Source organism: Mycoplasma sp. 4404 (assembly GCF_034863325.1).
Lineage (GTDB): Bacteria > Bacillota_I > Bacilli_A > Mycoplasmatales > Metamycoplasmataceae > Mycoplasmopsis.
In genome coordinates this window covers 1-26,221 of record NZ_JAYFFE010000002.1, presented here as the reverse complement: position 1 = coordinate 26,221, position 26,221 = coordinate 1, and the positions used below count along the sequence as shown (strand labels likewise).

The following is a 26,221-nucleotide window of genomic DNA, read 5'->3' as shown; positions in this document are numbered from 1 at the left end:
ATTTTTTATTTATTTTTAATTTAGAGAAATCGAATTCAACTTTTAAACCTAGAGCACTACAGTAAAAGTTAATTTTAATTTATTAGATCATTGAAATTAGAGGTTATCAAATCACTCTGAAAAGTTTTATAATATTAGTGGATCGTTAGCTCAGTCGGTAGAGCAACTGGCTCTTAACCAGTGGGTCGCAGGTTCGAACCCTGTACGGTCTACCATTTCGTTTAAGCGACCAATCTCCACATATTAAAAATATGTGGTTTTTATTTAGTATTTTTAAAATTTCGCTTTATTTGTAAAAGTGATAGAATAAGAATAGTAATTTAGTTATCTTGTTGATAGGTAACATATTTTTTAATTTTAAAGAAAGGAGCAAAATGCTTTTTAAAAAGTCAAATAGTCATAAAGACCAAAATTCTTCTGAATGACAAGACACAGTTGAAAACTTAGAAAAAGTGCACATTAAAAAAGAGAACACTTTATACAAAAGAACAAGAATGTCTAACTTTGGTCTTAAATTAAATTACTTCTACCAACAAATGCCGCTTTGAAAAATTATTTTAATAACAAATATTACAGCAGTTATCTTCGGTATCATTGGTGTATTCTTTGTTAAAAATGTTGGTATTTACAACTTTGGTTTAGCTGCTTTTGGACAAGCTGGAGCAAAAATTTTAGTAGTTTCTATAGCTGGACAAGTTGATGGAACAGTGCTTAACTTAATTGACCAATTCGTCTTCTGAGTTGCTTATGTTATTTTAAGTATTCCTATTTTCATTTTCGGTTATAAGAAAGTTGGAAAATTATTTACAAACTTAACAATTTTATTCTTAGTTGTTTCATCATTAGTTTCATTCGGAATCGGAATGATCCCAGGTGCTGGTTCAACATATATTATCGGGGACTTCTCAAACAAAGCTGTTAAAGCCGCTTTACCTACAGCTTACCAATCACTTTCAGGATTAGTTCCATTATTATGAGACTCATACTCATCAGGTAGTGTGTTAGCATTAATGCTTTATGCAATTGTTTATGGAGTATTATTAGCTTACGTATTTGCTATTATCCAAATCATTGGAGGAACAGCTGGTGTTACAGGTGTTATCGGTGAATGATACGCAAACGCAAAACAAAAATCATTCGGTTCAATTAGTGGATATATGAACATAGCAATTATGATTGTCGCTGTTTTAGTTGGGTCTTGATTACCAGGTTCAATTCTTTTATCAAAAGTTGATCCTTCATTAGTTGCTAAGAATAAAATTGACATGGGATTAACAGATTCACAAGTAACTGAATTCACAAGACAAGCAGAAGCGTTGAAAGCAAAAGTATGACACGCTGAACTTTACTTCTCACCTAACTTCATCGCTACATTCTTAGTAAACGTTGTTTATATCGGTGTATTAGATAAATTATTCCCTAAATTTAAACTTGTTAGAGTTCAAATCTTTACAAAGAATGCTGCTAAAGTTAAAGAAATTATCACAAGTGACAAGAAAATTGTTACAGGTATGACAATTTTCAGAGCCACAGGTGGATACGAAGGAAAAGATATTGATGTTATTACATCAATTGCATTATTCAGACACGTGTTACGTATTATTAAAGATGTTCGTAAAGTTGACAACGATGCATTTATCTCTATTTCAGATATTAAAAGTATTGATGGTTCAATTTACTTACCACAAGATAAATTCTAATAAATCATTAACTAGCTACCTTTTAGGTAGCTTTTTTTATCTTTTTTAGTAATTAATTAAAAAGAAAAAGCAAGATATCAAATTAAATATCTTACTTTTTGCATCTATGTGCATAGGTTAAATGATTTTAACTTTAACTCTAAAACCTCTAGAAGAATAATATGAATCAGCACTATTATGGTAGGCAAATACTGCACCATATCTATTTTCGCAAAATATTTCGCCACCTTTATCTCGAATGTCTTTAGATGTATGAATTTACGAAGATGTCTTAGTATCTAGTGGTTTGATTGTATTTAAAAATCTATAGTCTTGCTCACTTAGCAGTTAACTAAAATAACTATGTGCAAGACTTAAAGCATCATTTTCAGGCACAAACTTCTTTCTGTTAATTAGCACAGTGATCTTCCATTAGGTGTCAGAGTTGATAAATCTACAAGATAAATGTTGTCAAACATTGAAACTAATGTTGGTTCACCATAAGTTTGTTCCATTCAATCAAATGTGTTAATTAATTTTGGGCTGGAAAGAATTATTTAAACACATTTTTCAAATTCGTCATTTGATAATAGATTCAAATTTGCATTTCTTTCTAAAAGAGTTTTATAAATGTAATTTATTTTCATAATTAATCAATTACTTTAAACGTGAATCCAATAACTAATTTATTGAATTCTTGAGCTCTTCTTGTGTCAAAAGCTGTATAAACTTTTTCAAGCTCTTCTTTATTATATTTGATTGAGTTTTCAGGATCTGAAATTTGTTCAGGATCACTCTCAGTATTTTTATTAGGGTTAGCAATTTTCGGATCAGTTAATTCAGTTAATTTGTTTTTGAAGTATGTAACTTTATTGGTGTCAAAAATATTTCATTTTTCTTTTTCTGCTTTAGCAGCATCTAATTTTGCTGTTGCTTCTTCTTTTTGCCCTTCTAATTTATCTACTTCAGCTTTGAAAAGCTCGATTTGTTCTCTTAATTTTTGCTTTTCTTCTTCATCTTGTGACGCAGCAAGTTTTTCTTCAGCAGGTGCAATTACTTCTTTTTTGTATGTATCAATTCTAGATGTGTAATTTGAGATTTCACTTTCTAAAGAAGAAATGTATTCTGAACCTTTTGTTGATACATTAATGTAATTATCAATTGCATCAATTAAGTATTTTTGAGGTAGTGTAGATGGAATTTGATCAACAGGAATAGCTTCAGTTGGATATGTTTCATCAGTTACATCTTTAAATCTGTACATATAACCAAATTTGGAAATCATTTCCTTATCATCATTTGTTATTGTGATTTCTTTATCTTCAAGTGCTGAAATTTTAGCTTTTAATTCAGATACTTTCGCAAGTTCTTCATCAGACATTTTGTCAATAATTAATGGTTTAATTTGGTTTTCATAAATTTCATCACTCAATGTTATATATAAGTCAAATGAAGCATTAAGATTAATTCCTTGCTCAGAAAGTTTAACAGCATTTTTATCAATTAAGTATTCATATGATGGGGTTAAGAAGAATGTGTCTCAAAAATCTTTGTAATGTCTTCCACCTAATAATGAATTTCTAACAACTCCAATTTGCAATAAATTGTATTTGTTGTTATCTTTAGTTTCTTCTTTAATCTTATATTCAATTGGTTGGACCGAGTTAAATCCTAATGTAATATAGTCAGTTAGTTTTGTTAATTCACTAATATTTTCATCGCTTGATTGTTTATTTATCTTTGTATTAGCTTCATTAGGGTTGAAAACACCTCAATAATTAATAATTTCAATAGGTAGTGATAATTTTAAAATATGATCTGCATTTCAGCCATTAATCATTGATGAAACTAATTTTGAACCTTGTGTAATTTTTTCTTCAAGATTTAATTTATCAAATGAATTTGTTTGCTTGTTTTTTGAGTAAATTACAGAACCAAATTTGAAAGATTGATTTCAGTTAGTTGTGAATGAAATTGATAAAGGTAACATTTTTCCATTTGTAAGATCATTTAATACACTTGGATTTTCAATTGTTACTTTTTCTTTTAAGTTTTTAGCTTTGATTTTTTCAATAAGAGCTTTAATTTCTTGGTTTTTTTTGTATTTCTCTAATAAACTATCATATGTTGTTGCTTGGTTTTTGTAAGTCTCCTTACCATTTTCATCAAGAATAGGTTTACCAATGTCGTTCATATTTGGCATTTTTGCAAAGTTAGGAACAATTAATGAGTTAAATTGTTTATTTAGCGAACTTTCTGGTTGTGTTAATTCAAGATATGGAACATTAAATTGCTCTCTAAAACTCATAAATTGTTTTTGGAATTTTAAATATTCATCAGACATTTCTCTGATTTTCTCTTCAGATAATGAAGTGATTGAATCATATGCATAGTTTTGTGCATCATTTAATTTTTTATACTCAGCAATAACATTTTGATTTGATAATAAATATTGATCAACTGAATTTTTAAGTGCAGCATCATTTGTCAATGATTTAATTTTATTAGCTCTATTTTCACTCTCGTTCATTAGAATGTAGTTTTTAATGATTTCAGCTTTACTATTTGAATAAAATAAGTATCCAACTAACTTAGTAAAGTCAGATTTCATTGATTGTTGAATTTCTTCACTTTCAGGCATAAATCTAATAAATGTAGAAAGAATACCGTTAAGAAACTGTGGAGTTATAGCTCATGTGATTCTTGAAACTTCATTAAAGTATTTATAAGTATTTTGGATTTCGCCATTAATGATTTGTTCAATTTGTTTTAAGTTTGAGTCGATAATGTTGTTTTTAAATGATTCTGGATCTGATTTTAAAACATAAATAACCGTGTCTTTAGCATTTTCATTTTGACTAAAGAAATTATTTAATCTTTCATTAGCTGCAGAATCATTTTCAATGATATTTAATCATTTTTGTGCTGTATTGACAATATTGTTAAATAAAACATTCGCTGTTTTTAAGTAGTCACCTTTAAATGATTTTAAATTTTGATCCTCTTTTTGTTGATTGTTGCAAGAAAGCGCAACAATTGGTAATGCAGCAGATATTCCAACTGGCATTGTTAATAAGAATTTTTTAACTAGTTTTTTCATAATTATTTTAATTTTATTAAACTTTATTATTTTTATTATTAAAAAATCATTTTTATCTAGCATATAGTTATATCAGTAAAGCACAAAAAACAGATATTGTGGTATTATTTAAAATATTAATCTAACTTATATTAAATAAGTAAATATTAGGAGTAATAATGTCAACATTTTTAACAGTTATATTGGTAATGGTTGGAATTCTAATTGTCTTCGTTTCATTATTAATGTCACCTGATTCAAATGGTTTTTCAGGAGCATTAGTTGGTTCAGGAGACTTGGAGTTATTTAAAAATTCAAAAGAAAGAGGAGTTAAGAAATTCTTAAAATACTCAATGATAGTTTTAGGAGCAATTTTAATTATTGCTTCAGTTGTTTTAAGAATAGTACTGAAAAAATAAAAGTATGCAAAAACAAGAAATATTAAATTACATTAGAAAATATAAGTCAAGGTCATTTTTAGACATTGCAAAACATTTTAAAGTTTCATTGAGAAATAACAAAGACTTGACTAAAGCTATTTCAGATTTGCAATCTGAATATTTAGTTTTTAGAAATAATAATGATGAATATTATTCACCAGAACTGGAAGAAACAGTTGCAGGAATTTTAAAAGTTGCTACAAAAGGTAACTTTGGATTTGTTGATTATGACATCAACGAAGAAGAAGGAACTAAAAAAAGTGTTTATGTAAAAACTTTTAATTTTAATGGAGCTATTAGTGGTGATGAAGTTAAGGTTAATGTTTATAAACTTCAAAAAGGTGATGAAGAATTAAAAGATGGTGTAGTTACACAGATTATTCAAAGAAACAATGAAAGTTTTGTTGGATTTATAAAAGAAAAAAATGGTGTTAAATCATTTGCGCCTATTGATGCTAGATTTAAAAGTGTTAAATTTAAATTAATTCCTTCAAGTGTTCCAAACAAATTAAATGACTTAGTTTTAGCTAAAGTTTTAGCTTACGAAGATAAATTCATAACAATAAGTGTTGAAAGAGTTATTACAAACGAAGCTGACCCAATGGTTTTTGTTAAATCATACTTAGAACAAATTAAAGTTCCATCAGCTTTCCCTGAAAATACTGAAGATGAAATTAAATTAATTCCTGAAACAATTGATAATGAAGACCAAACAAATAGACGTGATTTTACAAACGAAATGATTGTAACAATCGACGGTGATGATACAAAAGATTTCGATGATGCAATCACAGTTAAAAAGTTAGATAATGGAAATTATTTCCTTGGAGTTTATATAGCTGATGTTTCTCACTATGTCAAAGAAGGTTCATTCATTAACCAAGAAGCCTTAAGCAGAGGGACGAGTATTTATTTAGTTGACAGAGTTATTCCGATGTTACCTGTCGAATTATCAAATGGAATTTGTTCGCTTAATCCAAATGTAAAAAGATTTGTTTTAGCTTGCGAAATGGAAATTGATAAAAATGGAAATACAGTTAGAGCAGATATTTCACAAGGTATTATTGAAAGTAAATTTAGATTAACATACAAACAAGTTGACAAATACTACAATACAGGCGAAATTAATGAAGATCATTCAAACCAAGAAAATGTAGCTAAATTAAAACAAATGCTTAATGTAGCTAAAGAATTAAGTTTAATTATTCACGATTACAAGATCAAAGAAGGATATGTTGATTTTGATATTGATGAACCTAAAATTAAACTTGATCAATATGGTAGAGTTGAACAAATAGTGATCAATAAACGTGGATTTAGCGAAGTTTTAATTGAAGACTTTATGGTTAGAGCAAATGAAACAGTTGCTAAATATCTTTTTGATGCTAAGTTACCTGTCTTATATCGTGTTCACGAAGCGCCGGATGAAGATAAAATTCAATTACTACAAAACTCTTTAGCAGCAGTTTCAATAGACGCATCAAAACTTAAAGCGAACTCAATTACTCCTAAAATATTTGCTGATTTTGTTAATAAAGTTAAAGCTGAAAGAGATGATGATTTTATTAAATTAATGTTCTTGCGTTCAATGCAAAAAGCAATTTATTCAGATGTAAACATTGGGCACTTTGGATTAGCAAGTGAATATTATTGCCATTTTACAAGTCCGATTAGAAGATACCCAGATTTAATCATTCATAGAATAATTAGAGATTTTATTATTAATAAACAAACTGAAAAACTTGAAGAGTTTAGATTAAACTTACCTGTATTTGGTGATTTAAATACTAAATCAGAACAAAAAGCAGTTCAAATTGAAAGAAATGTTAATGATCTTAAGTTTGCTGAATTCTTAAAAAATAAAATCGGTTCACCATTTAGAGCTCAAATTTTAAGTGTGCTTAACTTTGGTTTCTTTGTTGAATTCGATTTTAAAGCTAGTGGGCTAGTTCATAAGTCAACATTGATTGATGGAGAATATGAAGCTAATGAAAACTTAACTAAATTGGTTTCTAAAGATAGAAAATTTACAATTGGTGATTTTGTAGATGTAGTTGTTACAGAAGTTGATTTAGTTGAAGGTAAAATTACTTGTGTATTAGCTGATTTATACGAAGCTTGATTAGCTAAAAAGCAAAAAGAAGAAGCTGAAAGAGCTTCTAAAAATAAGCAAAATTTTTCAAAATCAAGAAAAAATTTTCAAAAATAAAACAATAGCGCAAAGCTAATAAAGAGCTATGCGCTTTTATAATGAAAAGTTATCTTTTATATAACTTATTTAATATAATTAAAAATATTTATTAAAGGATAAAAATGAAAAATAAAAATAGAAATTTAGAGGAAAATTCATTAGGTTTTGATGCTGGATTAGTAATTAAACAAGATAAAGATATGTTTAATTATTCAGTTGACACCATTATGCTTGGTAATTTTATTTATTTAAATAAAAAAAGCACTAGAGCACTTGAAATCGGCGCTAATAATGGTGCTTTATCAATTTTTGTTGCTTCTAGATATGACAAATTAAAAATTGATGCAATTGAAATTCAAAAAAAAGCAGCAGAGTTAGCGAAAGAAAATGTGAAGCTTAATAATATGGAAAATCAAATTCATATTATTAACCAAGACTTTAATGATTTTTACAAACAGCACACAAAGATTGCACAAAAGAAATATCAATTTATTTTCTGCAATCCACCTTTTTATCCTTATGATAAAACAAAAGTTAAAAATAACATTTCACAAGAAAAACTAATTGCAACGCACGAAATTCATTTAAATTTAGAACAATTAATTTTAGGTTGTTCTAAAATAATAGAACAAAAAGGATTTTTATCACTAGTATTACCTGTTGAAAGAATGGTTGATGCTTTTGAATTATTAAGAAAATATAAATTTGAGCCAAAAAGAGTTCAACTTATTTATCCTAGAATAGACGATAAACCTAAATTTATTTTACTTGAAGCAAGATACCAGACAGGTTGAGGTGTTCATTTCTTACCTAACTTATATCTTCATGATAATATCGATAAAAATAATCATGATTATTTACCTGAAATTAAAAAACTTTATAGACCTAAAAAAGTGGAGGAGAAGATGAATAAAAAAACAAGTTATATAACAACACCTATTTATTACGCAAGTGGAAATTTACACATCGGACACTTATATACAACTACAGTTGCTTGAGTTTTAGCTAATTATAAAAAACTACTTGGTTATGAAGTTAAAATGCTTACAGGTAGTGATGAACACGGTTTAAAAATTCAACAAAAAGCTGCTGAGCAAAATGTAAATCCACAAGAATTTGTTGACAATTTAGTTGCTAAATATAAACAAATGTGAGTTGATTTTGGAATAGAATATGATTTCTTTTCAAGGACATCATCACAATTCCATAAAGATTCAGTAAAACACATTTTCTCTTATTTCTTAGAAAAAGGTTTTATTTATAAAGGACAATACAATGGGTTGTACTCAGTTTCAGATGAAGAGTTTTTAACAGAAACACAAGCAGTTAAAAAAGAAGATGGATATTATCATCCGACAAGTGGTCACAAGCTAATTTTAGTTTCAGAAGATTCATATTTCTTCAAAATGAACGAGTTTGTGAAATGATTAGTTGAGTATATCGATGGTAATCCAGAATTTTTAGCACCTAACAAAATCATCAATGAGATGAAAAATAATTTCTTACTTAAAGGACTAGAAGATTTATCAGTTACAAGAACTAATATTGACTGAGGTATCAAAATTGATGAAGACCAAACACATACACTTTATGTTTGATTAGATGCATTATGCAACTATATAACTGCTTTAGGGTATGATGTAAAAAACAAACAACAACCAGATGAGTTTATGAAATTTTGAGCAAGCAAAGACTCAGAAGTTATTCACTTAATTGGCAAAGAAATCGCAAGATTCCATATGATTTATTGACCTATTTTCCTTAAAGCGCTTAACTTAAAACAACCTACAAGAATTCAAGCGCACGGTTGATTAGTTACACCGACAGGAAAAATGTCAAAATCAAAAAATAATGTAGTTGATCCATATGATTTATTAGCTAAATACGATAAAGAAATGATTAAATACTATTTAACATCACAAATCACATTAGGAGAAGATGGTGTTTGAGATGAAGATAGATTTATTGATGTGATTAACTCTGAATTAATTAATAATTATGGAAACTTAGTTTCAAGAACTTTAAAAATGAAATCAAATAGTTTTTCAGGTCCTTTAAAATACAAGTCATCAAAAGATCAAAATGACTTGGACATAGACTTAAAAATTAGAAATTCTATTTCTGAGTATAAAAAACACTTTGACAATTTAGAAATTGACAAAGCATTAAAAGCTGCTATTAATTTATCAAGCGACTTGAATAAATATGTTGATTTAACAGAACCGTGAAAATTAAAAGAAGATTTACCAAGACTAGAGCAAATTTTAGTAAGACTTCTAAATGGTATTTATGCAGTATCAACTTATTTATCAGTTGTATTAAAAGATAAAACAAAAGAAGTAGCAACAGCATTAGGTTTTGATAGTTTTTCTATTGATTTAATAGAAGATTATCAAAAATTTGATAATATTAATCAAGGGAATGAGTATATGCTCTTTGCTCGTTTAAAAAAATAACTTGATCTTATTAAGGAGGCGATTTTGATTTTTGCCAAAGCATCAAGATATGTAATAAATCCAGAAAAATTAAAAGGATTTATTGATTATTTATTTATATTAACTAAAAAAACAAGAATGAAAGAAGAAAACTTATCATTCGAATATTCTGTCGATCCTGAGGGAGTAGTAATTGTTTTAGAAAGATGATCTACAAGATTAGATTATGAAAAGTTTATGCAGTTAGAAGAGTTTAAACAAGAGTTTAAAACCCTTAATAAAATGTGTAAATCAGTTAATACATTATATGATGTAGATTTAGTTAAATAGTAATAATAATTTTAAGTAAATTCAACTCATTAAATTAATCGAGTTGATTTTTTATCCAAATTTATTAAAGTGAGGCATTTATGGTTATAGGTATAAGTGGAATGATTGCTGCAGGAAAAAGTTCGTTAGTTAAAAACTTACAAAAAGAGTTTCCTACTTCAAAAATATTAAGAGAGTTTGAAGAATCCGATGATGTTTTCAACACTTTCTTAAATTGATTGTATGAAAATAAACCAAATTTAACAATTAGTTTTCAATCTTATATAGCTGAAAATCATTCAGATAAGTTTGCAAAATTATTAGATGAATACAATCAATCAAATTCAAATATTAAAAAAGATCACATTTTTGTTGATAGATTCGCATTAGAACATTATATTTTTGCTAAGTTGATATTATCAGCAAAAAGTGAAAAATATTTAGAGGCTTATGATGCTATGTTTGAAAAGTTAGTAACTGAAGATGAAATGCCACATTTTGCAATTTTCTTGGATGTAGATTTTGAAACATTTAAGAAAAGATTGTTTGCAAGAAATAGAGAATCAGAAGTGAAGAATTTTGATTCTAATTACGAATATTTTAAAAATTTACATTCTAACTATTTAAAAATCTTTAAAGAGATAGCTTCAAAATATAACCTTAAGTACTATGTCATAGACACAAATGATAAAGATGAAAAACAAATATTGCAAGAAGCATTATCAATTATTAGTGCTGAAGAAAAATTACTTGGTCAATAGATTTTCCTTTTTTATCACAATTAAGAAAACACTTATTTTTAGTTCTATTAAGAACAGGAATGAGTGTTTTTCTTTTTGCAAAAGCATAAAAAACAACACTAATCTAATTAATTTAGTGTTGTATAAAATCTATGTAAAAATTATTAAGCTGGTGTATTTGTTTAATTTGTAGTAGCAGCTGGAAGATTTAATGTAACTTCGAATGTTTTTGATGAACTCTTAACTGGTGTTGCATCATTAACATATTTAGCAACTTTGAATTTAATTGTAACTGTTCCTTGTGATTCATTGTAAACTGTGTTAAGTCATCCACTTGCCCCTTGAATACCTTGTTTGTTTTCGTATTGAGGTTTTACATCATTAGCAATCATGTATCCACTTTTAATGTGTTGAATTCCTTTTTCAGTATTAATAGCCTTAATTTCTGTTGAAGGTTGTGTAACATTGTAATCTCTACCAACACCTGTTGCTAATTGACCATCATAGTTAGAGAAGAATAATTGTCTTTTTCTTACTTCACCTTTTGTTAATTTGTCAATAACATCTTGTCTTTTTTCTGGTAAGAATGTGAATAATTCAGCTCCTTTAGCCACTAATCTTTCACCAATTCTATCTAATTCAGCAATTTCTGGGTCAGCTTGCACAGGTGAACCTGTGTTTGGGTTAGCAGGTTGTTCTGGGTTTTTAGTATCTTTACATGATACTGCCACGGCTGGTGCCACAATAGCTGATAATCCAGCAATACTCATAAGTAAAGTTTTTAATTTTTTCATAATAATCATCTCCTGAAAATTAATTTATCTACTTAAATTTAAGCACATTTTTCAAATATTATGTAATAAATATGTAATTTTTTCTTATTTTTTTCACATTTTGTGAAAAATTAAGGATTTTTTCTCTAGTTACACCCTTTATTCAGTGAATTCTGAAATAAAAACCACAGCTAGAAAGCTGTGGCGAAGTTATGTAATGCATAATAATGATTATGTGTTTTACATAAAATTATTTAGTGACAGGTGTTTAATAATTTAACACAAGAAGGATGTTTCATGGACATCACATTCTTTATCCGAATCAAGTTCAAGGATAAAGCACTGGTATTATTATAAGATAAAAATTCAAAAAATGAAAAAAATTTTCATCTATAATTTAAAGAACTATGGAAAAAAGTAAAATTCGTAATTTCTCAATAATAGCTCACATAGATCACGGTAAGAGTACTTTAGCTGACCGTATTTTAGAATACACAAATACAGTAGACACAAGAGAGTTAACTGCTCAATTTTTAGATTCAATGGATCTTGAAAAGGAACGTGGTATTACAATTAAACTAAATGCAGTTCAAATCAAGTATAAAGACTATATTTTTCATTTAATTGATACACCAGGACACGTTGATTTTAATTATGAAGTTTCTAGATCCCTTGCAGCTTCTGAGGGAGCTTTATTGCTTGTGGATGCAACACAAGGTATTGAGGCTCAAACTTTAGCTAATGTTTATTTAGCGATTGAAAATAATTTAGAAATCTTACCTGTTATAAATAAAATCGATCTACCAAGTGCTGATGTTGAAGGTGTCAAAAAAGAAATAGAAGAAGTTATCGGTATACCAACTGATAATGCTATTTTGGTGTCTGCAAAAACAGGACAAGGTGTTCATCAATTGCTTGACGCGATTGTTGAATATATCCCAGCACCTAAAAATGCAGATGATAATAAACCTTTAAAAGCATTGATTTTTGATAGTTACTTTGATCCATATCGTGGAGTTGTTATGTTTATCAGAGTATTCGAAGGTAAGCTTAAAACAGGAGATAAGTTTAAATTTATGTCAAGACACGATGCAGGAAATGAGTATCACGTTATTGACTTAGGTATTAAAAATCCAAATGAAACCAAAAAAGACGAATTAGTCGCAGGAGAAGTTGGATGAGTTTCAGCAGCAATTAGAGATGCAAAAGAAGTTAACGTTGGGGATACAATCACTTTAATTTCTAATCCAACAAAACAAGCTCTTCCAGGTTACAAAAAAATGAAACCTGTTGTATTTACTGGTTTTTACCCAATTGACACAAAAGATTACATGGATCTTAAAGAAAGTTTAGAAAAAATTTCATTATCAGACTCTTCAATCACATGAGAACAAGAAACATCAAAAGCATTAGGGTTTGGATTTAGAGTTGGTTTCTTAGGAATGTTGCATATGGAAATTCTTCAAGAAAGACTTGATAGAGAATATAAAGTTGGAATTATTGCGACAAGCCCAAGTGTTGAGTACAAGGTAACTACTACAAAAGGAGAAATTGAATACATTTCTAACCCTACATTATTCCCTGATAGAACATTTATAGAACAAATTGAAGAACCTTATGTTGAGGCAAGTATTTTTGTACCAAATGAATATATTGGTAATGTTATGGAACTTTGTCAAAATAAAAGAGGTATTTATAAAACTTTAGAGACAGTTGACTCTAGAAGAACTAGAATAATTTATGAATTACCATTAGCTGAAACTGTTTTTGATTTCTTTGATAGATTAAAATCTACCACAAAAGGTTATGCATCATTTGAATATGAGTGAATTGGATATAGACCTTCAGATTTAGTTAAAGTTGACATCTTATTAAATGGTGATAAAGTTGATGCATTCTCAATAATTACACATAGAGAAAAAGCATATGAAGCAGCAAGAGAGTTATGTGTAAAACTCAAGGATGCAATACCTAGACAAAACTTCGAAGTACCTGTGCAAGCCACAATTGGTGGAAAAATTATTGCAAGAGAAACAATTAAAGCTTATAGAAAAGATGTTACTGCAAAACTTTATGGTGGGGATGTAACAAGAAGACAAAAATTACTCAAGAAGCAAAAAGAAGGTAAGAAACGTATGAAAAAACTAGGTTCTATCGAAGTGCCACAAGAAGCTTTCTTATCAGTTTTAAAAACAAATATTGACAAATAATTTATTTAACCAGGTTAATACCTGGTTATTTTATTAATCAAGTTTTATAGTTATCTCCATATAAATTTCTAATTGCATCTTTATATGATGATTTTTGATTTTGATATCCTCCATAAATTAAATCATATGGTTCTATGTTGTATGACCCGAAGTTATGTAAATAATCTAATTCAGGCGATCTTAATAAACAAGATATTGATGCTTTATTTTTAAAATCAACATCATATGTAGCAAACATTAAACCAAGTAATTGATTATTTTGATTAACAACCGGAGATCCTGATGAACCATAATATGGTTGATAATCATTTATTACGAATCCTAAACCATAATTAACAAATTTATTTACTTTGAAAATTGATTTATTTAGATACTTAAAATTATTTAGATGCTTTATGTATCTAAAGTTCAGCAAAATATCGACAAAACCAGGATAGTTTTCAAAAAAATGAAATTGCTCTGAATGATTTAATTTATTTGAATTATTAAAAGTAAGCTCATTTTTCTTATCATGGTAACCAATTGAATAAAATTCTTGATTTTTCAAATCATTATCAGAAGAGATTGCGTTAATTTTTTCAATATTAATAAATTTCTCTAATCATTCATTGAATGAGATCTTTTTACATCTGACTAAATTTTCGTTTTTATAGTATTCAAAAATCAAATTACTTTTATTATGAAGATTTTTTAAATCAAGTTCCAATATACCAAAGTCGATCATTTCTTCGATATTATCCATATTGTGGATGTAATCTTTAGGACTAGACTTTAGAAAATCTAATGCTAAATATACAATTCTAAAATCACTGGGATTAAAGTTAAAAATTTCTTTAACTTCTTGATTTTTATTCGGATAAAATTTCACTTTCGAAACTTGAACTTGTGAAGTTATAAAACTACTTTCGTCATTTAATAATTGATTATCATTGACAATATTTGAAAATATTGAGTCATCAGAACAATTCTTTCTAAAATTATTTAGAACATGAGCATTTGTGGCGAAATACAATTTTTCAACTTCACCATTATCATCAAGATGATAATCAAATAAACTGATAGTGCCTGAGTGAATCATATATTTTGATTGTGAGTTTACATTGTTATAAGGGTTATAGTTATGAAACGAAACTTTAAATACATTATCAATCATATCTTGATACTGAGAGTTAAAAATATTAAGATTGATTTGATTGTTTTTATCAAGTTTGATGTTTTCTCAATTCACTTTTGTCGAACCTAGCGAAATTTTATTATTAATTAATAATGGAACAAAATTATTTAAATATTTCTGATTCAATAGATTATTTGTTATTTTATAAGAATTTGTATTCTGATTTTTTTCATTGATTTCTTTAGTTAATTGATAGTTATTTGTTTTACATGAAATAGCGAAAAAACTAAAACTAAAGATCAATTTCATAAAAGTCATTAAATAGACTCCGATTTTTACCATAATTACCTCATTAATATAGTAATTTTTCCAAAAAATGAACTATTACTGAATTAACTAAAGAAATTGAAAAGATTATTAACCTTAAGTAACTTATCCACATGTTTTGAAGTTTTAAATCATATTTTCCACAAAATGTGAAAAAAAACAATTTTTTAGTAATGTTTTTCATTTTTTATTTCATTAAGTAGTAGAATAAAGTTATTAGAGGTATAAAACTTATTTTCAGGAGAATAAAATGAACAAAATTAAAAAAATATTTCAAAAATTGCTTTTACCTTCATTAATTTCACCAGTCATTATTTGCTCTTCATTAAGTGTAAGTGCAAAACCGAGTTCCGAAGAATTCGAAGAAATGGTTCGAGATTTATATGATCATTATATTGAACTTGAAAATATCGAGGAATTTAATAAATTAATGAAATCAGAAGAAAATGAAAGTCCTTATCTCCAATATTTCCAAAAATTGGGTATTTCAGATTCGATAAACAAAGTTAATGAAAACAATGATGAAAAGACAAAAATTGGAATTATTGAATTAGGACTTGTTAATCCTTGATTATTTCTACAAAACGATGAAACATCAGATAATTTAAAATTATATCTTCCTAAATATAGCAAGGAAGAAATTTCAGATAAGAAAGATATGGAATATTTTGTCAAAGATTCAATAGACGTTATATCAAGTGAGTCATTCAAGAAAATGGAAAATTCAAAACTAACAAGAAATATGTTATGAAAGCTCAATAAAGAAATTTTTTGAGTAAATAATAAAGTAAATTTGAATAATAATTCAGGTACTTTAGGTGAAGTGATACAAAGAGAATCGCTTGAAAATCTTTTTTCATCTCATGCAACAACTGTAGCAAGTATAATGAGTGGTCATTTAGGTATATTAAAAAATGCAGAAATTCATTCAGCTTCACTTAATATGTTTAATCCTTTCTCTTTAGGAGAAAAAACATTTTTGACATATTATGATCATAAAACAGATGATACGAAAATAATAAATCAGTCACTTGGTCGTACTCCTGATTATTTCAGAATAAGAACTCTAGATTCCATTCTAAGAAAAATGTTGTCTAACAATGTTAAATTAATAAATATGAGTTTTGGAGGATCCACAATCTTCGAAGAGGGAGTTGCAAAAAATGTTTGAAATCATTTAAACAAACTAAGTTCTAGATTTGAAAAAATTAAAGCTGAATACAATATTAAAAATTTTGATGAATTATACATGTATCTGATAAGGAAAGGTGTTTGAAATGACAAGTTAGAACAAGAAGATCTGGAAATGTTTTTAGAAATAAAACACATAATTTTATGATACTTATATACTAACGAGCGTTTAAACACTAAAGAAAATATTCAAGAAGTCTTAAAAATGGGATATAGTAATTTTTGCAATTGGGATGAAAGAAATCAGAAAATAGAAAAATTAGAAAAATTATTGGACCATAAATATTCGTATGCACCTATTATGAGCATGATTGATTCATATGCATTCAAATATAATATGAAATTTTTTATAGCAGCAGGTAATGATGAGGAGTGGCTATCTTTATTAAGAATTTGCGATCGTTTAACTTATCATATGGAAACTAATTCAAAATTGAGAAAAAAATTAGATTTAAAATATATCGATAGTATGTCGGCTAATACTAATAGTGGAAAAAACGTTATATATGTTGGTTCTATGAATCCTTCAGGATATGTCTCAAGATTTAGTCAACAAGGTTCTTATGATAAAGGTGATTTCCCATTAATAATTAATTATGGTGAGTTAAATAATTTACCTATTGAGACAGAAAATAGAAGATCAGAAAATTTATTTAAACTACTTTATAAAGATCAAACTGGCACAAGTTTTGCTACTCCTATGACTACAGGAACAATTGCATTGTTAGAAGCAGAAAGCTCTAAAATCGCACACAATAAAGCACCTAGAGATTGAAAAGCAGCGTTAGCATCTTCTTCAAGATATATTTGGGATTTAGGTGCTAGAGATTATGACCCATCAGATGATCCGGAATTTTTGGAAACTTTTAATGCTTTAGAATTTGAGGCTGTCCATTCTAATAATTCATATACAATGTCTGGTTTTGGTTCAATTAAATATAAAACATTAAAAGATGTTTTAGAAAATGAAATATGAGTAAAAATTCCTGATATAACTAACAAAGAAGATGAACCGGAAATAGTAAAAATCCCTGCAGATCTTAATGGTTGCACAATCCACTTTTTCGGTTTGCCAAGAAATAAAATTGAAAACAACAGTTATCGTGAAGTATTCAGAAAAGGTTTTGATGAAATATCAAGAATTGTAAAATTAGATATTTCTGAATTTGTGAAAAATAAAAATAGTTTAAGAGTAGCTCTGTCTTGAGATTTTACGAATTCAGAATATAGATTAAATAAATTCAAAGAAAAATATTCAGCATTAGCTAATTCAGATATCACCTTATATGAAATTAAGAAAGAGTTAGTAGATATTTTCGATTTAGAAGTATGACCATATACTGAACGAAGTGGTTGACATAATGACGTCATTAACTCAAATAATGTTAAGAAAAAAGGTTATTGAAATTTCAGTACAGGAACTGATACAAATGTTGAGTGTGTTAAAATTGATAAAATAGATTTTGAATATGCAGAAAAATTAGATATTAGACTGATAACAAAAACAAAAAGCAAGTTTTTCACTGAAGAAAAATATGAATTAATTAAGAGGGTATTGGCAGGTGGTTTATTAACAGTGACAATTTCTGCTGATTAAAAATGAAAATGAAAAAATATAAAAGTCTTCTATCTATATCTATATTAACTGCAACAATTTTAACACCTCCTTTCTTTATTAACAGTTGTAATGAAGAAGTGTATTTGAGAGAGAATTATAACATATGAGAAAAAGTGGATGTTGAACCTGCTTTTAAATTAAAATCATTTAATCTAGTGAGTGATGATTATGCTGTGCACATAAAAGATAAAGTGAAGAATGAAATCGATTTTTTATCAGCAAACTTGAAATCTACATTTTTGAAAGATATAGAAATAGATTACGATTCGGCTTTAAATAATTTTATTTTAAACAGAAATAAAATTCAATACAAAATTAGCACAACAATAAAGGAAATTAAAAGTTATTATGATGAGTTACCTGATGAGCCTAACAAAATGTCTACTTTTGAATCTTTTGAGCATAGAAAATTGGATATTTTATTAAATTATTTAAAAAATGCTAAACCTAACATTTTATCAATTCATAAAACAAACCATTTAGCAAGTGTTTCTAGCGATACAAATAAAAAATTGAGCAGTTTAATGAATGACATTAAACCAATTAACTCAAAATTTAAAATAAATTGAAATGAATTTAAAAAATTTTCAAAAGAGTATGATATTAGTTTCCACAATGACGTTGCAAAATTCAATAAGTCTACAATACAAAATAAGTTTGATCAATTTTGATTTACTCACCTTTTAATGAGTACCTTTAATCATAAAAACTTAAACGCTGTATTTGATTTTGACAAAAGTAGTGATCCTATTCTTAATTTCATTGAATTAGCAGATAAATTTATTAATCTGTGAGAGTTAAATTATAATTTTGAAAAATATGCAGTCGCTAATAAATATAATGACGATAGGATTTTCATCCCTAAAATTACTTCATATTATGACGAAGTTCCTCCAGTGAAAATCTCAGACTTTGACAAGCACATACAGGACAGGATTGAGAATTCCGATTTTCTAATTCAAATTCCTGTAGTGAATAATCATAATCATGAACTTGATGAAATTTTAAATGGAATGTTTTCTAAATTTAATAATCATGATAGTTCTTATTGAGATTATGTTTATAATAATATTATTCATCCAAGATATGTTAATTATGCATATAGTAGTTCTAAGAATTATGAAGTAGAAAGATATTACTTCTATATTAATTCTGCATATTATTTTAAAAATAAAAATACTAAACAAAATGATTCTCCAATATGAGTAATAAACTCTTTAACATCATCTAGAGACAAAAATACTAGTTTTCCCGAAGATAAATATTGATTAATGTCTCAAAACGAAATAAACGGTAATAATAAGAATAATCACTCACTATTTTATGATGCTATTATAAAAGATGATATTGAAATTTTAAACACTTATCAAAATTCGAATAATCATAATGATGCAAAAAAATGATTCAAACCTACTGAAGATATCCTAGTTTGATTTGACCCATTAAAAGGAGTGGATGAGTGATATGAATTTTCATCTAGAAATAAAGATAATAATTTCTACATAATAAATAAATACAATAATAGGGTTTATTTAAATCCTAAAGGTAATTTGTACAGTAATGAAACATCACAAATAATATTCGATGGCCTTACTATTAACCAGTGACTAGGTCTTGAGAATTTGGATAAGATAGATGAAAATAAGATTCCTATAGAATATGCAAAATATTTAGAAAAATTTAAGTCAATTTTTAATAAAGTGGAATATCGAAAAAATGACACTTGAACAAAAGTTTATGAGTTAATTACTTTATTTGGACATGAATCTGAATATTTAAAGGAATCAGGTTTGGAAGGTTTTAAAACAAAAATTAGAAATGCAGATTATTCTATTCTAGGAGATAACTATAATATTTCTTATTCGTTTGATGCATCTGAATTAGATAAAATTGCAAAATATATAAATAAGGATGAATTGTTATCTGCTTATTTGAACAAAATAGACTATATAGTCAATAAATTGAAAGAAATTAAAAATGAAATTTTAAGTTGATCTGAAACTGATGATTCTAAGTTTAAAAAACATTTAAGAAATTATTTAAATATACTTCATAAATATGATAATTCAAAACAAAATAATGACAAATATGATGTATTAATAAATTCAAAAATACTTAGTCAAATAAATGATACTGTTGAATTTATTAATCAATTACTTATGAATTTAAAGATTAACTAAAATCGAATTTCACTGATTTGTAAAGTGAGATCCTATAACCTTAATTAAATCAAAACAAGAAAAGTAGGCATAAAATAAAAAACTGTCTACTTTTCTTGTTCTAGTTTGACAGCGGTCGTCTATTTATTTTTTTAAATTTCAATATTTAATCAAAAACCTCAATATAACTATCACTAAAAATGTGTTCGTTATATTGAGGTTTATATTTTTCAATTTAGTTAATTATCAAATTTTGATTTGTTCTTCTTCAGGTAAAAACATTTGATCATTTTCATTTAAGTTATAAGTTTTTGTAAAATCTGGATTGTTTAATAAAACAACATTTCCACGTATTTCTGAAGGTGAGTGAACATCAGATTCCAATCTTCTTTTTGCGCTTCCTTCTGTGATAATCATTCTTCAAACTCTAGCTCAGTTTTCGAAGAAGTTTTTTGGATTAAAGTCATTTTCAAGTTTAGCAGCTTCAAAGGCACATGAAACTCCACCGATATCAGCAATATTTTCAGAAACTGTTAGTTTTCCATTAACTTTTCCATATTTAGTTTCCTTACCATCATATAACTTAATAACAGCGGCAATTTTTTCGTCAAATTTCACTCTATCTTCATCAGTTCATCAGTTGTTTAAGCTTCCATTTTCATCAAATTGTGAACCGTTGTTGTCAAATGCATGTGAGATTTCGTGAGCAATAACTGCTCCAATTCCTCCATAATTTGCAGATGAAGATTGATTAATATCATAATAAGGAGCTTGTAAAATTGCAGCAGGGAAAACAATGTGATTTGCAAATGGATTAAAGTAAGCATTAATTTCTGCTGGAGACATTGATCAATACTTATCATTCTTTAATTGATTGTATTGCGATAAGTTATATTGAGTCTTAATTGATTCAAAGAATAAAACATTTTCTAAAATATTTGAACCTTGCTCATATGTCTTAACAACAAAATCTTTGTAAAATGGTCTGATGATTTCTGGGTATCCAACCATGACACCTAATTTGTTCAATTTAGTAATTGCTTTCTTAATTGTTTCTTTTGATAATCATGTGTTTTCTTCCAAGTTTTTCTTATAGACTTCAATCATATTAGCAACCATATGTTCTACATCTTTTTTAGCTTTCTCTCCAAAGAAATGTTTTGCATAGTACATACCTAATGGTTCTTTGAAATATTTAGTAGCTAAATCATAAGCGAACATTTCTAAATCTCTTGGTTTTTGGATTGAGTAAATTGCATTTTTAAATTCTGTTGCTTTAATTCTTGTTTCTTCATCTAAATATGAAGCTGCAAAAATTAAGTTTTTAATAAAGAATAAGGCTTTATAATCTTCGAATGTTTCACTATTGAAAATATTGTTTAAGTTTTCAATAAATTTAACGTTCGAACAAGGTATCATTTCAACTTTTTGACCTACTAATTGCTCTGCAATGTTTGGAATATTAAAAATTGAACTTTTATCGGTATATCATGAGATTTCTTTAGGGTTGTATAATGAAACATAATCAGCCTTTTGAACATCTGAAAGAACATAATCTTTAATTTTTAAATCAAAAGCAATAGCTTTATTAATTAAATCATTTGATTTTCTTTCATCAAATCCGTATTTTTGTAATAAATCAAAAACCATATTAATTCATACAGTCATTAATCTATTTGCTTCTTGTTCATTTTCATATGTTTCTTTTGATGGCAAAATTAAGCTAAATTCATCAAGTCATAAAACTTGTAATTTATTATTTTTAAAATCTTCTCCAACACCAAAAGATAAAGGTAAAGATACATATCTATTATTAAAGTAATCAAAATTTGAAGCAAGTTGTTCAAATGATTTTAATTCTTCAATATTTTTAAGAAAATCTTTAGCCGGTTTTATTCCGATTTCTTTTCTCTTATCTTTATCAATAATCATTTTGTAAAATTCAACATACTGCTTCATCATAGGATCATTAGGTAATTCTTTTTGACCATTAGCTCACTGAACTGTTAAGTCTTTAAGTAATTTTTCTAATTTGATATCTAATTCACCGAATGCTGACATTGATGATCTATCTGATGGAATTGTAGCAGTATTTAATCATTCATAATTAACGTATTCATAAAAATTATCTTCTAATCTAGGTTTTGACATTTTAACTCCTTATAATTTTCTTTTTATTATATAGCAATTAGAGTTTTTTAAACAAAAACCACCAAAAATTGGTGGCACATATCTATAAAAATAATATATAAATTCTATTTAATAAATTAAACAACTTTAACTGAAACTTCTTTAGAATGTGATTTACCTTCCAAATTGTTTCTTTCTATATGGAATATTTCAATTTTTTCATTTCCCTTGGTGTGTAATCCGTGTTTTTGACCACGGCGAAATCCTTTGATTTGACCTTCTAATTCGTCAATTGTGTTAGCTTGTGCAATAACTTCACCACTAGCTACTAATTTTGCTTTGTATTTGTACATAAGCACCTCCGATTTCTTACACTTTTATTCTATAACTTTTTGAGATACAGTTATCAAAAATTTAATATTTTCTAGTAAATTTTTCACATTTATGAAAAAAATAATTACATCACTTCTTATCTTATTTTAAGATAAAAAGTGTATGATTTAAACATGACTAAATTACGTAAATCTTTATTGTTTTTAACTGGTTCAATTTTAGGGCTAGGAACACTTGTGACTAATTCATGCAGTTTTCTAGATATTTTTAAATCTTCCGGAAATGGTGATAAAAAACAAGTTAATCAAGTTAAATTAAGATTTACAAATTACACACATCCTACAATTGCAGCTTCTAATGTAGTCTCAATTAACGATAAAGAATTTATGAAAACTTCATCAAAAAGTAATGATGAAGTTAGTCAAATATTAAATAGATTTGAAACTGAAAAAAATAATGTGCATGAATATGAAGAAACTAATGGATCCTGCTATTTTGAATACATAGATCCATACACAAATGTGACCTTTAGAGACTATGCATATTATGTTAGTGAAGACAAAAGTGAACGTAGATATTTATTAGGTCCTGAAGGTTTAGTTTTATATGCTCATGAATTTAAAAGAAAAATTCCATTCAGTACTGAAGTTTTTGATCTTGAAGCTATAAATATAAATAATTTTAGTGTAATAGATAATACTGCAAACGGCTTATACATTCCAAATATTAAAAATATCTTTATTAATGGTTTCTTTTTTTGTGAATCAGGAATGAGCCTTTATGAAATTATTGCTTATATGATGCAAACAACATTCCACGAATATATGCACCATTGAGCAAACTCATATGCAGAAATTGCATTTAAAAAAGATGTACTTGCAAAATATTATAGTTTTGAAAATGATGATTCAGATTTAGTTAACCCGTCAATTATTTATTATTCACCTGGAGCAACAATTAAAGATCAGCATAATCATCTTTACATTCAATATTGAAATAAATCGTTTGTTGATTCATTTCAATATTTATTAAACTATGATGTAACTTCAAAATCAAAAATCTCTGATGAAACTTGAGAAATATTAAGAGCAGATAATAACAAAAAAAACAGTTTTATTCATAATGTTTTTAGTCCAAAAGATATTTGAGATCTTTCAAACGGAAAACCAAGCAATCCTGATGTAATTGAACTTAATAAAAAATTAAAAGAACATTCAAAATTGTATTATTCGCCTGATACAAAGTTCGGTCTTTCATCAAATAATATTCGCTACTATTATTCATTGACTGAATTAGTCCCTAGAGAATATTTGAAATATGGTTTTGAACCTTACTTTAATATAAATTTACCAAATCCAATTGGTCCTGCTATGGAAGATTCAAGAAATAAAGGTCAAGATATCTTTACAATGAGTTATTTTAGCTATGCTCATATCGACAAAACATCTTCATCCACAACTTACACAATTTCACCAACATCTTTAGCTGATGATATGAGTAAAGTTTTCTTGAATAATTTTGATTCACAATATAGACAAGGATGATACATACAAGGTGATTTGACAATTCAAGAAAATTCAAACAGAACAAGAACTTATAAAAATCAATCTTCAATTCTTCTGCCAACAACACCTTTTGCTTTATCTGAATATCAACCTCAAGTAGGATATAGAACTAAAACTGAATATTTAAATCTTCAGAAAATAAAACAAGATAAATCAGTTGATTTTTACAAATTATTTTTAGATACAATGGGTTATGGAAAAACTATTTCACAACTATATTATGATAATAGTGGATGAAAATGAATTGATTCAGAGCATTCGCAAATTGAAAATAATGAAGCAAATCAACATAAAATCAAATTAAGTGGTTACTTAGATTCAAATGAGTACACAGGGTTTGTCTTCGTTAATCCAAATAATAATCAAGTTACTGCAACATCAAAAATTAAATACTTAGATACATTCAATTTTTTTGGTCACAAAACTTTTGATAAAGGTGCATTGTTATCAAATTCATTAACATCAGAACAAGCTCAGCAAAGAGAAGAGCAATTAAATAATAGAATTTATCCAAATTCATTAAATGAATATACAAACGCTTTATTTATTCCATATATTTCGGAAGATTTCATTACAAAACCAAGTAATAATTCAGTTATTTATTTATGAAAAGATTTGAATAACAATAATATTGCTGAAGAAAATGAAATTTTATTAGAAAAAGAAATAACACTTCCTGAAAATAGATGAGTAACAACGGCAAGATCAACAAAAAATGAAAATGTTTACAATATAATAAAAACTACAGATAATAAAGTTAAATTAGATTTTCATAAATTATTTAGATAGTTAAGATATTTACAAGCAAACAGAAAGGGATTTATGCTATGAGATTTTTCTAAATTAAAAGTTGGACAAATGATTAATGTTCAAGCTTATAAACATAATGGTCATCTTTATAGACAATGAAATTCTGTAAAAGTAATTTTTCATAATAAGAGACATATTGTTTTATTTTTAAAAAACACTAAAGTGGCTGAATATGAAAGAGATGTAAATGGGTGAAGATATAAAGAAAATGCAATTTGATTTATTCCGAAAGATTCAATGTACAATGCAATTGTTCTTTTAAAAGAAAGTGGTTCTTATTATTATATAAACCTTGCATCACGTCCAATTTTTGAAGATGACACTCTTAAATTTATTGATTATGATTTAGACATAAAATGTTATCCAGATAAAGAATTGCAAATTGTTGATAGAGAAGAATTTGCTGAACATTCAAAAGAGATGAAATATCCAGAATCATTAAGAAAGACTATTTATGATGAAATTAAAGACATCATTTCTTTATATAATGATTATGAATATTTCTTTTCGGATGAAGTTATTGCATACTATTTAAAAGTTTTATATGATGACAAATTAATAACAGAGAAAACATATAATAAATTATTAGACACTAATAATAGAAGAAAATACAATGAAGAAACTTCGATGTTTGCTGATATTTCAAAAATATACAAATAACAAAAACTTTAATACTGTCCATTAAACTATGATGTGGACAGTATTTTTTTAATCAAAAGTTCAAATAAAAAATTCGAAAAAAATTTTTAAAAAAACTTTGAATAAAAAAAATAGTGTTATAATATTCATGCTTTTGATAGCAAAGAAGTTCTTTGAAAACTAGATATATACAAGACATGACAAGTCAATTTTTTTCGAGAGTTTGATCCTGGCTCAGGATGAACGCTGGCTGTGTGCCTAATACATGCATGTCGAGCGAAGTTCTTTGAACTTAGCGGCGAATGGGTGAGTAACACGTACTTAACATGCCCTTTAGATTGGGATAACGATGAGAAATTATCGCTAATACCGGATACTTATATGGAACGCATGTTCTATATATAAAAGGAGCCTTAAAGCTTCACTAAAGGATTGGGGTGCGTAACATTAGCTAGTTGGTAGGGTAATGGCCTACCAAG

Annotated in this window: 17 protein-coding genes, 1 tRNA gene and 1 rRNA gene; 13 read left to right on the top strand and 6 right to left on the bottom strand. The window is 27.0% G+C overall.

Annotated elements, in window-relative coordinates:
- The first annotated feature begins 139 nt into the window (after positions 1-139).
- Both VBN07_RS01830 and VBN07_RS01825 read left to right on the top strand, forming a co-directional pair.
- Positions 140-215: transfer RNA gene (locus tag VBN07_RS01830), tRNA-Lys, on the top strand.
- 159 nt (positions 216-374) lie between these two features.
- Positions 375-1,700 carry a DUF2179 domain-containing protein gene (locus tag VBN07_RS01825; RefSeq protein WP_323177612.1) on the top strand — a complete coding sequence of 442 codons (1,326 nt, stop codon included), beginning with the start codon at positions 375-377 and terminating at the stop codon, positions 1,698-1,700.
- 117 nt (positions 1,701-1,817) lie between these two features.
- Here VBN07_RS01825 and VBN07_RS03095 read toward each other — a convergent pair whose 3' ends face one another.
- Together VBN07_RS03095 and VBN07_RS01820 are read right to left on the bottom strand one after the other, a co-directional pair.
- On the bottom strand, positions 1,818-1,958 hold the full coding sequence (locus tag VBN07_RS03095) for a DUF4256 domain-containing protein (RefSeq protein ID WP_416235051.1): 141 nt from the start codon (positions 1,956-1,958) through the stop codon (positions 1,818-1,820).
- Between the two features lie 370 nt (positions 1,959-2,328).
- The gene (locus tag VBN07_RS01820; protein ID WP_323177611.1) at positions 2,329-4,779 is read right to left on the bottom strand and encodes a hypothetical protein; all 2,451 of its coding nucleotides are present in this window, start codon (positions 4,777-4,779) and stop codon (positions 2,329-2,331) included.
- 158 nt (positions 4,780-4,937) lie between these two features.
- Here VBN07_RS01820 and secG point away from each other — a divergent pair, with 158 nt between their 5' ends.
- From secG to VBN07_RS01795, 5 genes are all read left to right on the top strand, one after another.
- A complete protein-coding gene (gene secG, locus VBN07_RS01815; protein ID WP_257089479.1) occupies positions 4,938-5,177 on the top strand; it encodes a preprotein translocase subunit SecG in 240 nt (79 codons plus the stop codon).
- A gap of 4 nt (positions 5,178-5,181) precedes the next feature.
- Positions 5,182-7,407 (top strand): ribonuclease R, encoded by a 2,226-nt coding sequence (gene rnr / locus VBN07_RS01810; protein WP_323177610.1) that lies wholly within the window; start codon positions 5,182-5,184, stop codon positions 7,405-7,407.
- A 104-nt stretch (positions 7,408-7,511) separates the two neighbouring features.
- A complete protein-coding gene (gene metG, locus VBN07_RS01805) occupies positions 7,512-9,845 on the top strand; it encodes a methionine--tRNA ligase (protein ID WP_323177609.1) in 2,334 nt (777 codons plus the stop codon).
- 24 nt (positions 9,846-9,869) lie between these two features.
- Positions 9,870-10,154 carry a putative quinol monooxygenase gene (locus VBN07_RS01800; RefSeq protein ID WP_323177608.1) on the top strand — a complete coding sequence of 95 codons (285 nt, stop codon included), beginning with the start codon at positions 9,870-9,872 and terminating at the stop codon, positions 10,152-10,154.
- 80 nt (positions 10,155-10,234) lie between these two features.
- On the top strand, positions 10,235-10,894 hold the full coding sequence (locus tag VBN07_RS01795; protein WP_323177607.1) for a deoxynucleoside kinase: 660 nt from the start codon (positions 10,235-10,237) through the stop codon (positions 10,892-10,894).
- Between the two features lie 161 nt (positions 10,895-11,055).
- Here the strand turns inward: VBN07_RS01795 and VBN07_RS01790 are convergent, their stop codons facing one another.
- On the bottom strand, positions 11,056-11,667 hold the full coding sequence (locus VBN07_RS01790) for a variable surface lipoprotein (RefSeq protein ID WP_323177606.1): 612 nt from the start codon (positions 11,665-11,667) through the stop codon (positions 11,056-11,058).
- 386 nt (positions 11,668-12,053) lie between these two features.
- Between VBN07_RS01790 and lepA the strand changes: the two genes are divergently transcribed.
- On the top strand, positions 12,054-13,856 hold the full coding sequence (lepA, locus tag VBN07_RS01785) for a translation elongation factor 4 (RefSeq protein WP_257089491.1): 1,803 nt from the start codon (positions 12,054-12,056) through the stop codon (positions 13,854-13,856).
- Positions 13,857-13,881: 25 nt separating this feature from the next.
- Here lepA and VBN07_RS01780 read toward each other — a convergent pair whose 3' ends face one another.
- Positions 13,882-15,279 (bottom strand): MIP family Ig-specific serine endopeptidase, encoded by a 1,398-nt coding sequence (locus tag VBN07_RS01780; protein WP_323177605.1) that lies wholly within the window; start codon positions 15,277-15,279, stop codon positions 13,882-13,884.
- Positions 15,280-15,547: 268 nt separating this feature from the next.
- Between VBN07_RS01780 and VBN07_RS01775 the strand changes: the two genes are divergently transcribed.
- A complete protein-coding gene (locus VBN07_RS01775) occupies positions 15,548-18,085 on the top strand; it encodes a S8 family serine peptidase (RefSeq protein ID WP_323177604.1) in 2,538 nt (845 codons plus the stop codon).
- 104 nt (positions 18,086-18,189) lie between these two features.
- On the top strand, positions 18,190-20,286 hold the full coding sequence (locus VBN07_RS01770) for a hypothetical protein (protein ID WP_323177603.1): 2,097 nt from the start codon (positions 18,190-18,192) through the stop codon (positions 20,284-20,286).
- Positions 20,287-20,508: 222 nt separating this feature from the next.
- Here VBN07_RS01770 and VBN07_RS01765 read toward each other — a convergent pair whose 3' ends face one another.
- Positions 20,509-22,416: a M13 family metallopeptidase gene (locus tag VBN07_RS01765; protein ID WP_323177602.1), complete on the bottom strand. Its 1,908-nt coding sequence runs from the start codon at positions 22,414-22,416 to the stop codon at positions 20,509-20,511.
- Between the two features lie 116 nt (positions 22,417-22,532).
- Positions 22,533-22,748, bottom strand: a complete 216-nt coding sequence (locus VBN07_RS01760) for an MAG6790 family protein (protein WP_257089500.1) — start codon at positions 22,746-22,748, stop codon at positions 22,533-22,535.
- 153 nt (positions 22,749-22,901) lie between these two features.
- Here VBN07_RS01760 and VBN07_RS01755 point away from each other — a divergent pair, with 153 nt between their 5' ends.
- From VBN07_RS01755 to VBN07_RS01745, 3 genes are all read left to right on the top strand, one after another.
- Positions 22,902-25,082 carry an MYPU_1760 family metalloprotease gene (locus VBN07_RS01755; protein WP_323177601.1) on the top strand — a complete coding sequence of 727 codons (2,181 nt, stop codon included), beginning with the start codon at positions 22,902-22,904 and terminating at the stop codon, positions 25,080-25,082.
- 33 nt (positions 25,083-25,115) lie between these two features.
- Entirely contained in the window at positions 25,116-25,763 is a 648-nt protein-coding gene (locus VBN07_RS01750; RefSeq protein ID WP_257089504.1) for a DUF402 domain-containing protein, read from the top strand.
- A gap of 190 nt (positions 25,764-25,953) precedes the next feature.
- Positions 25,954-26,221 (top strand): 16S ribosomal RNA (locus tag VBN07_RS01745); the annotation flags it as partial.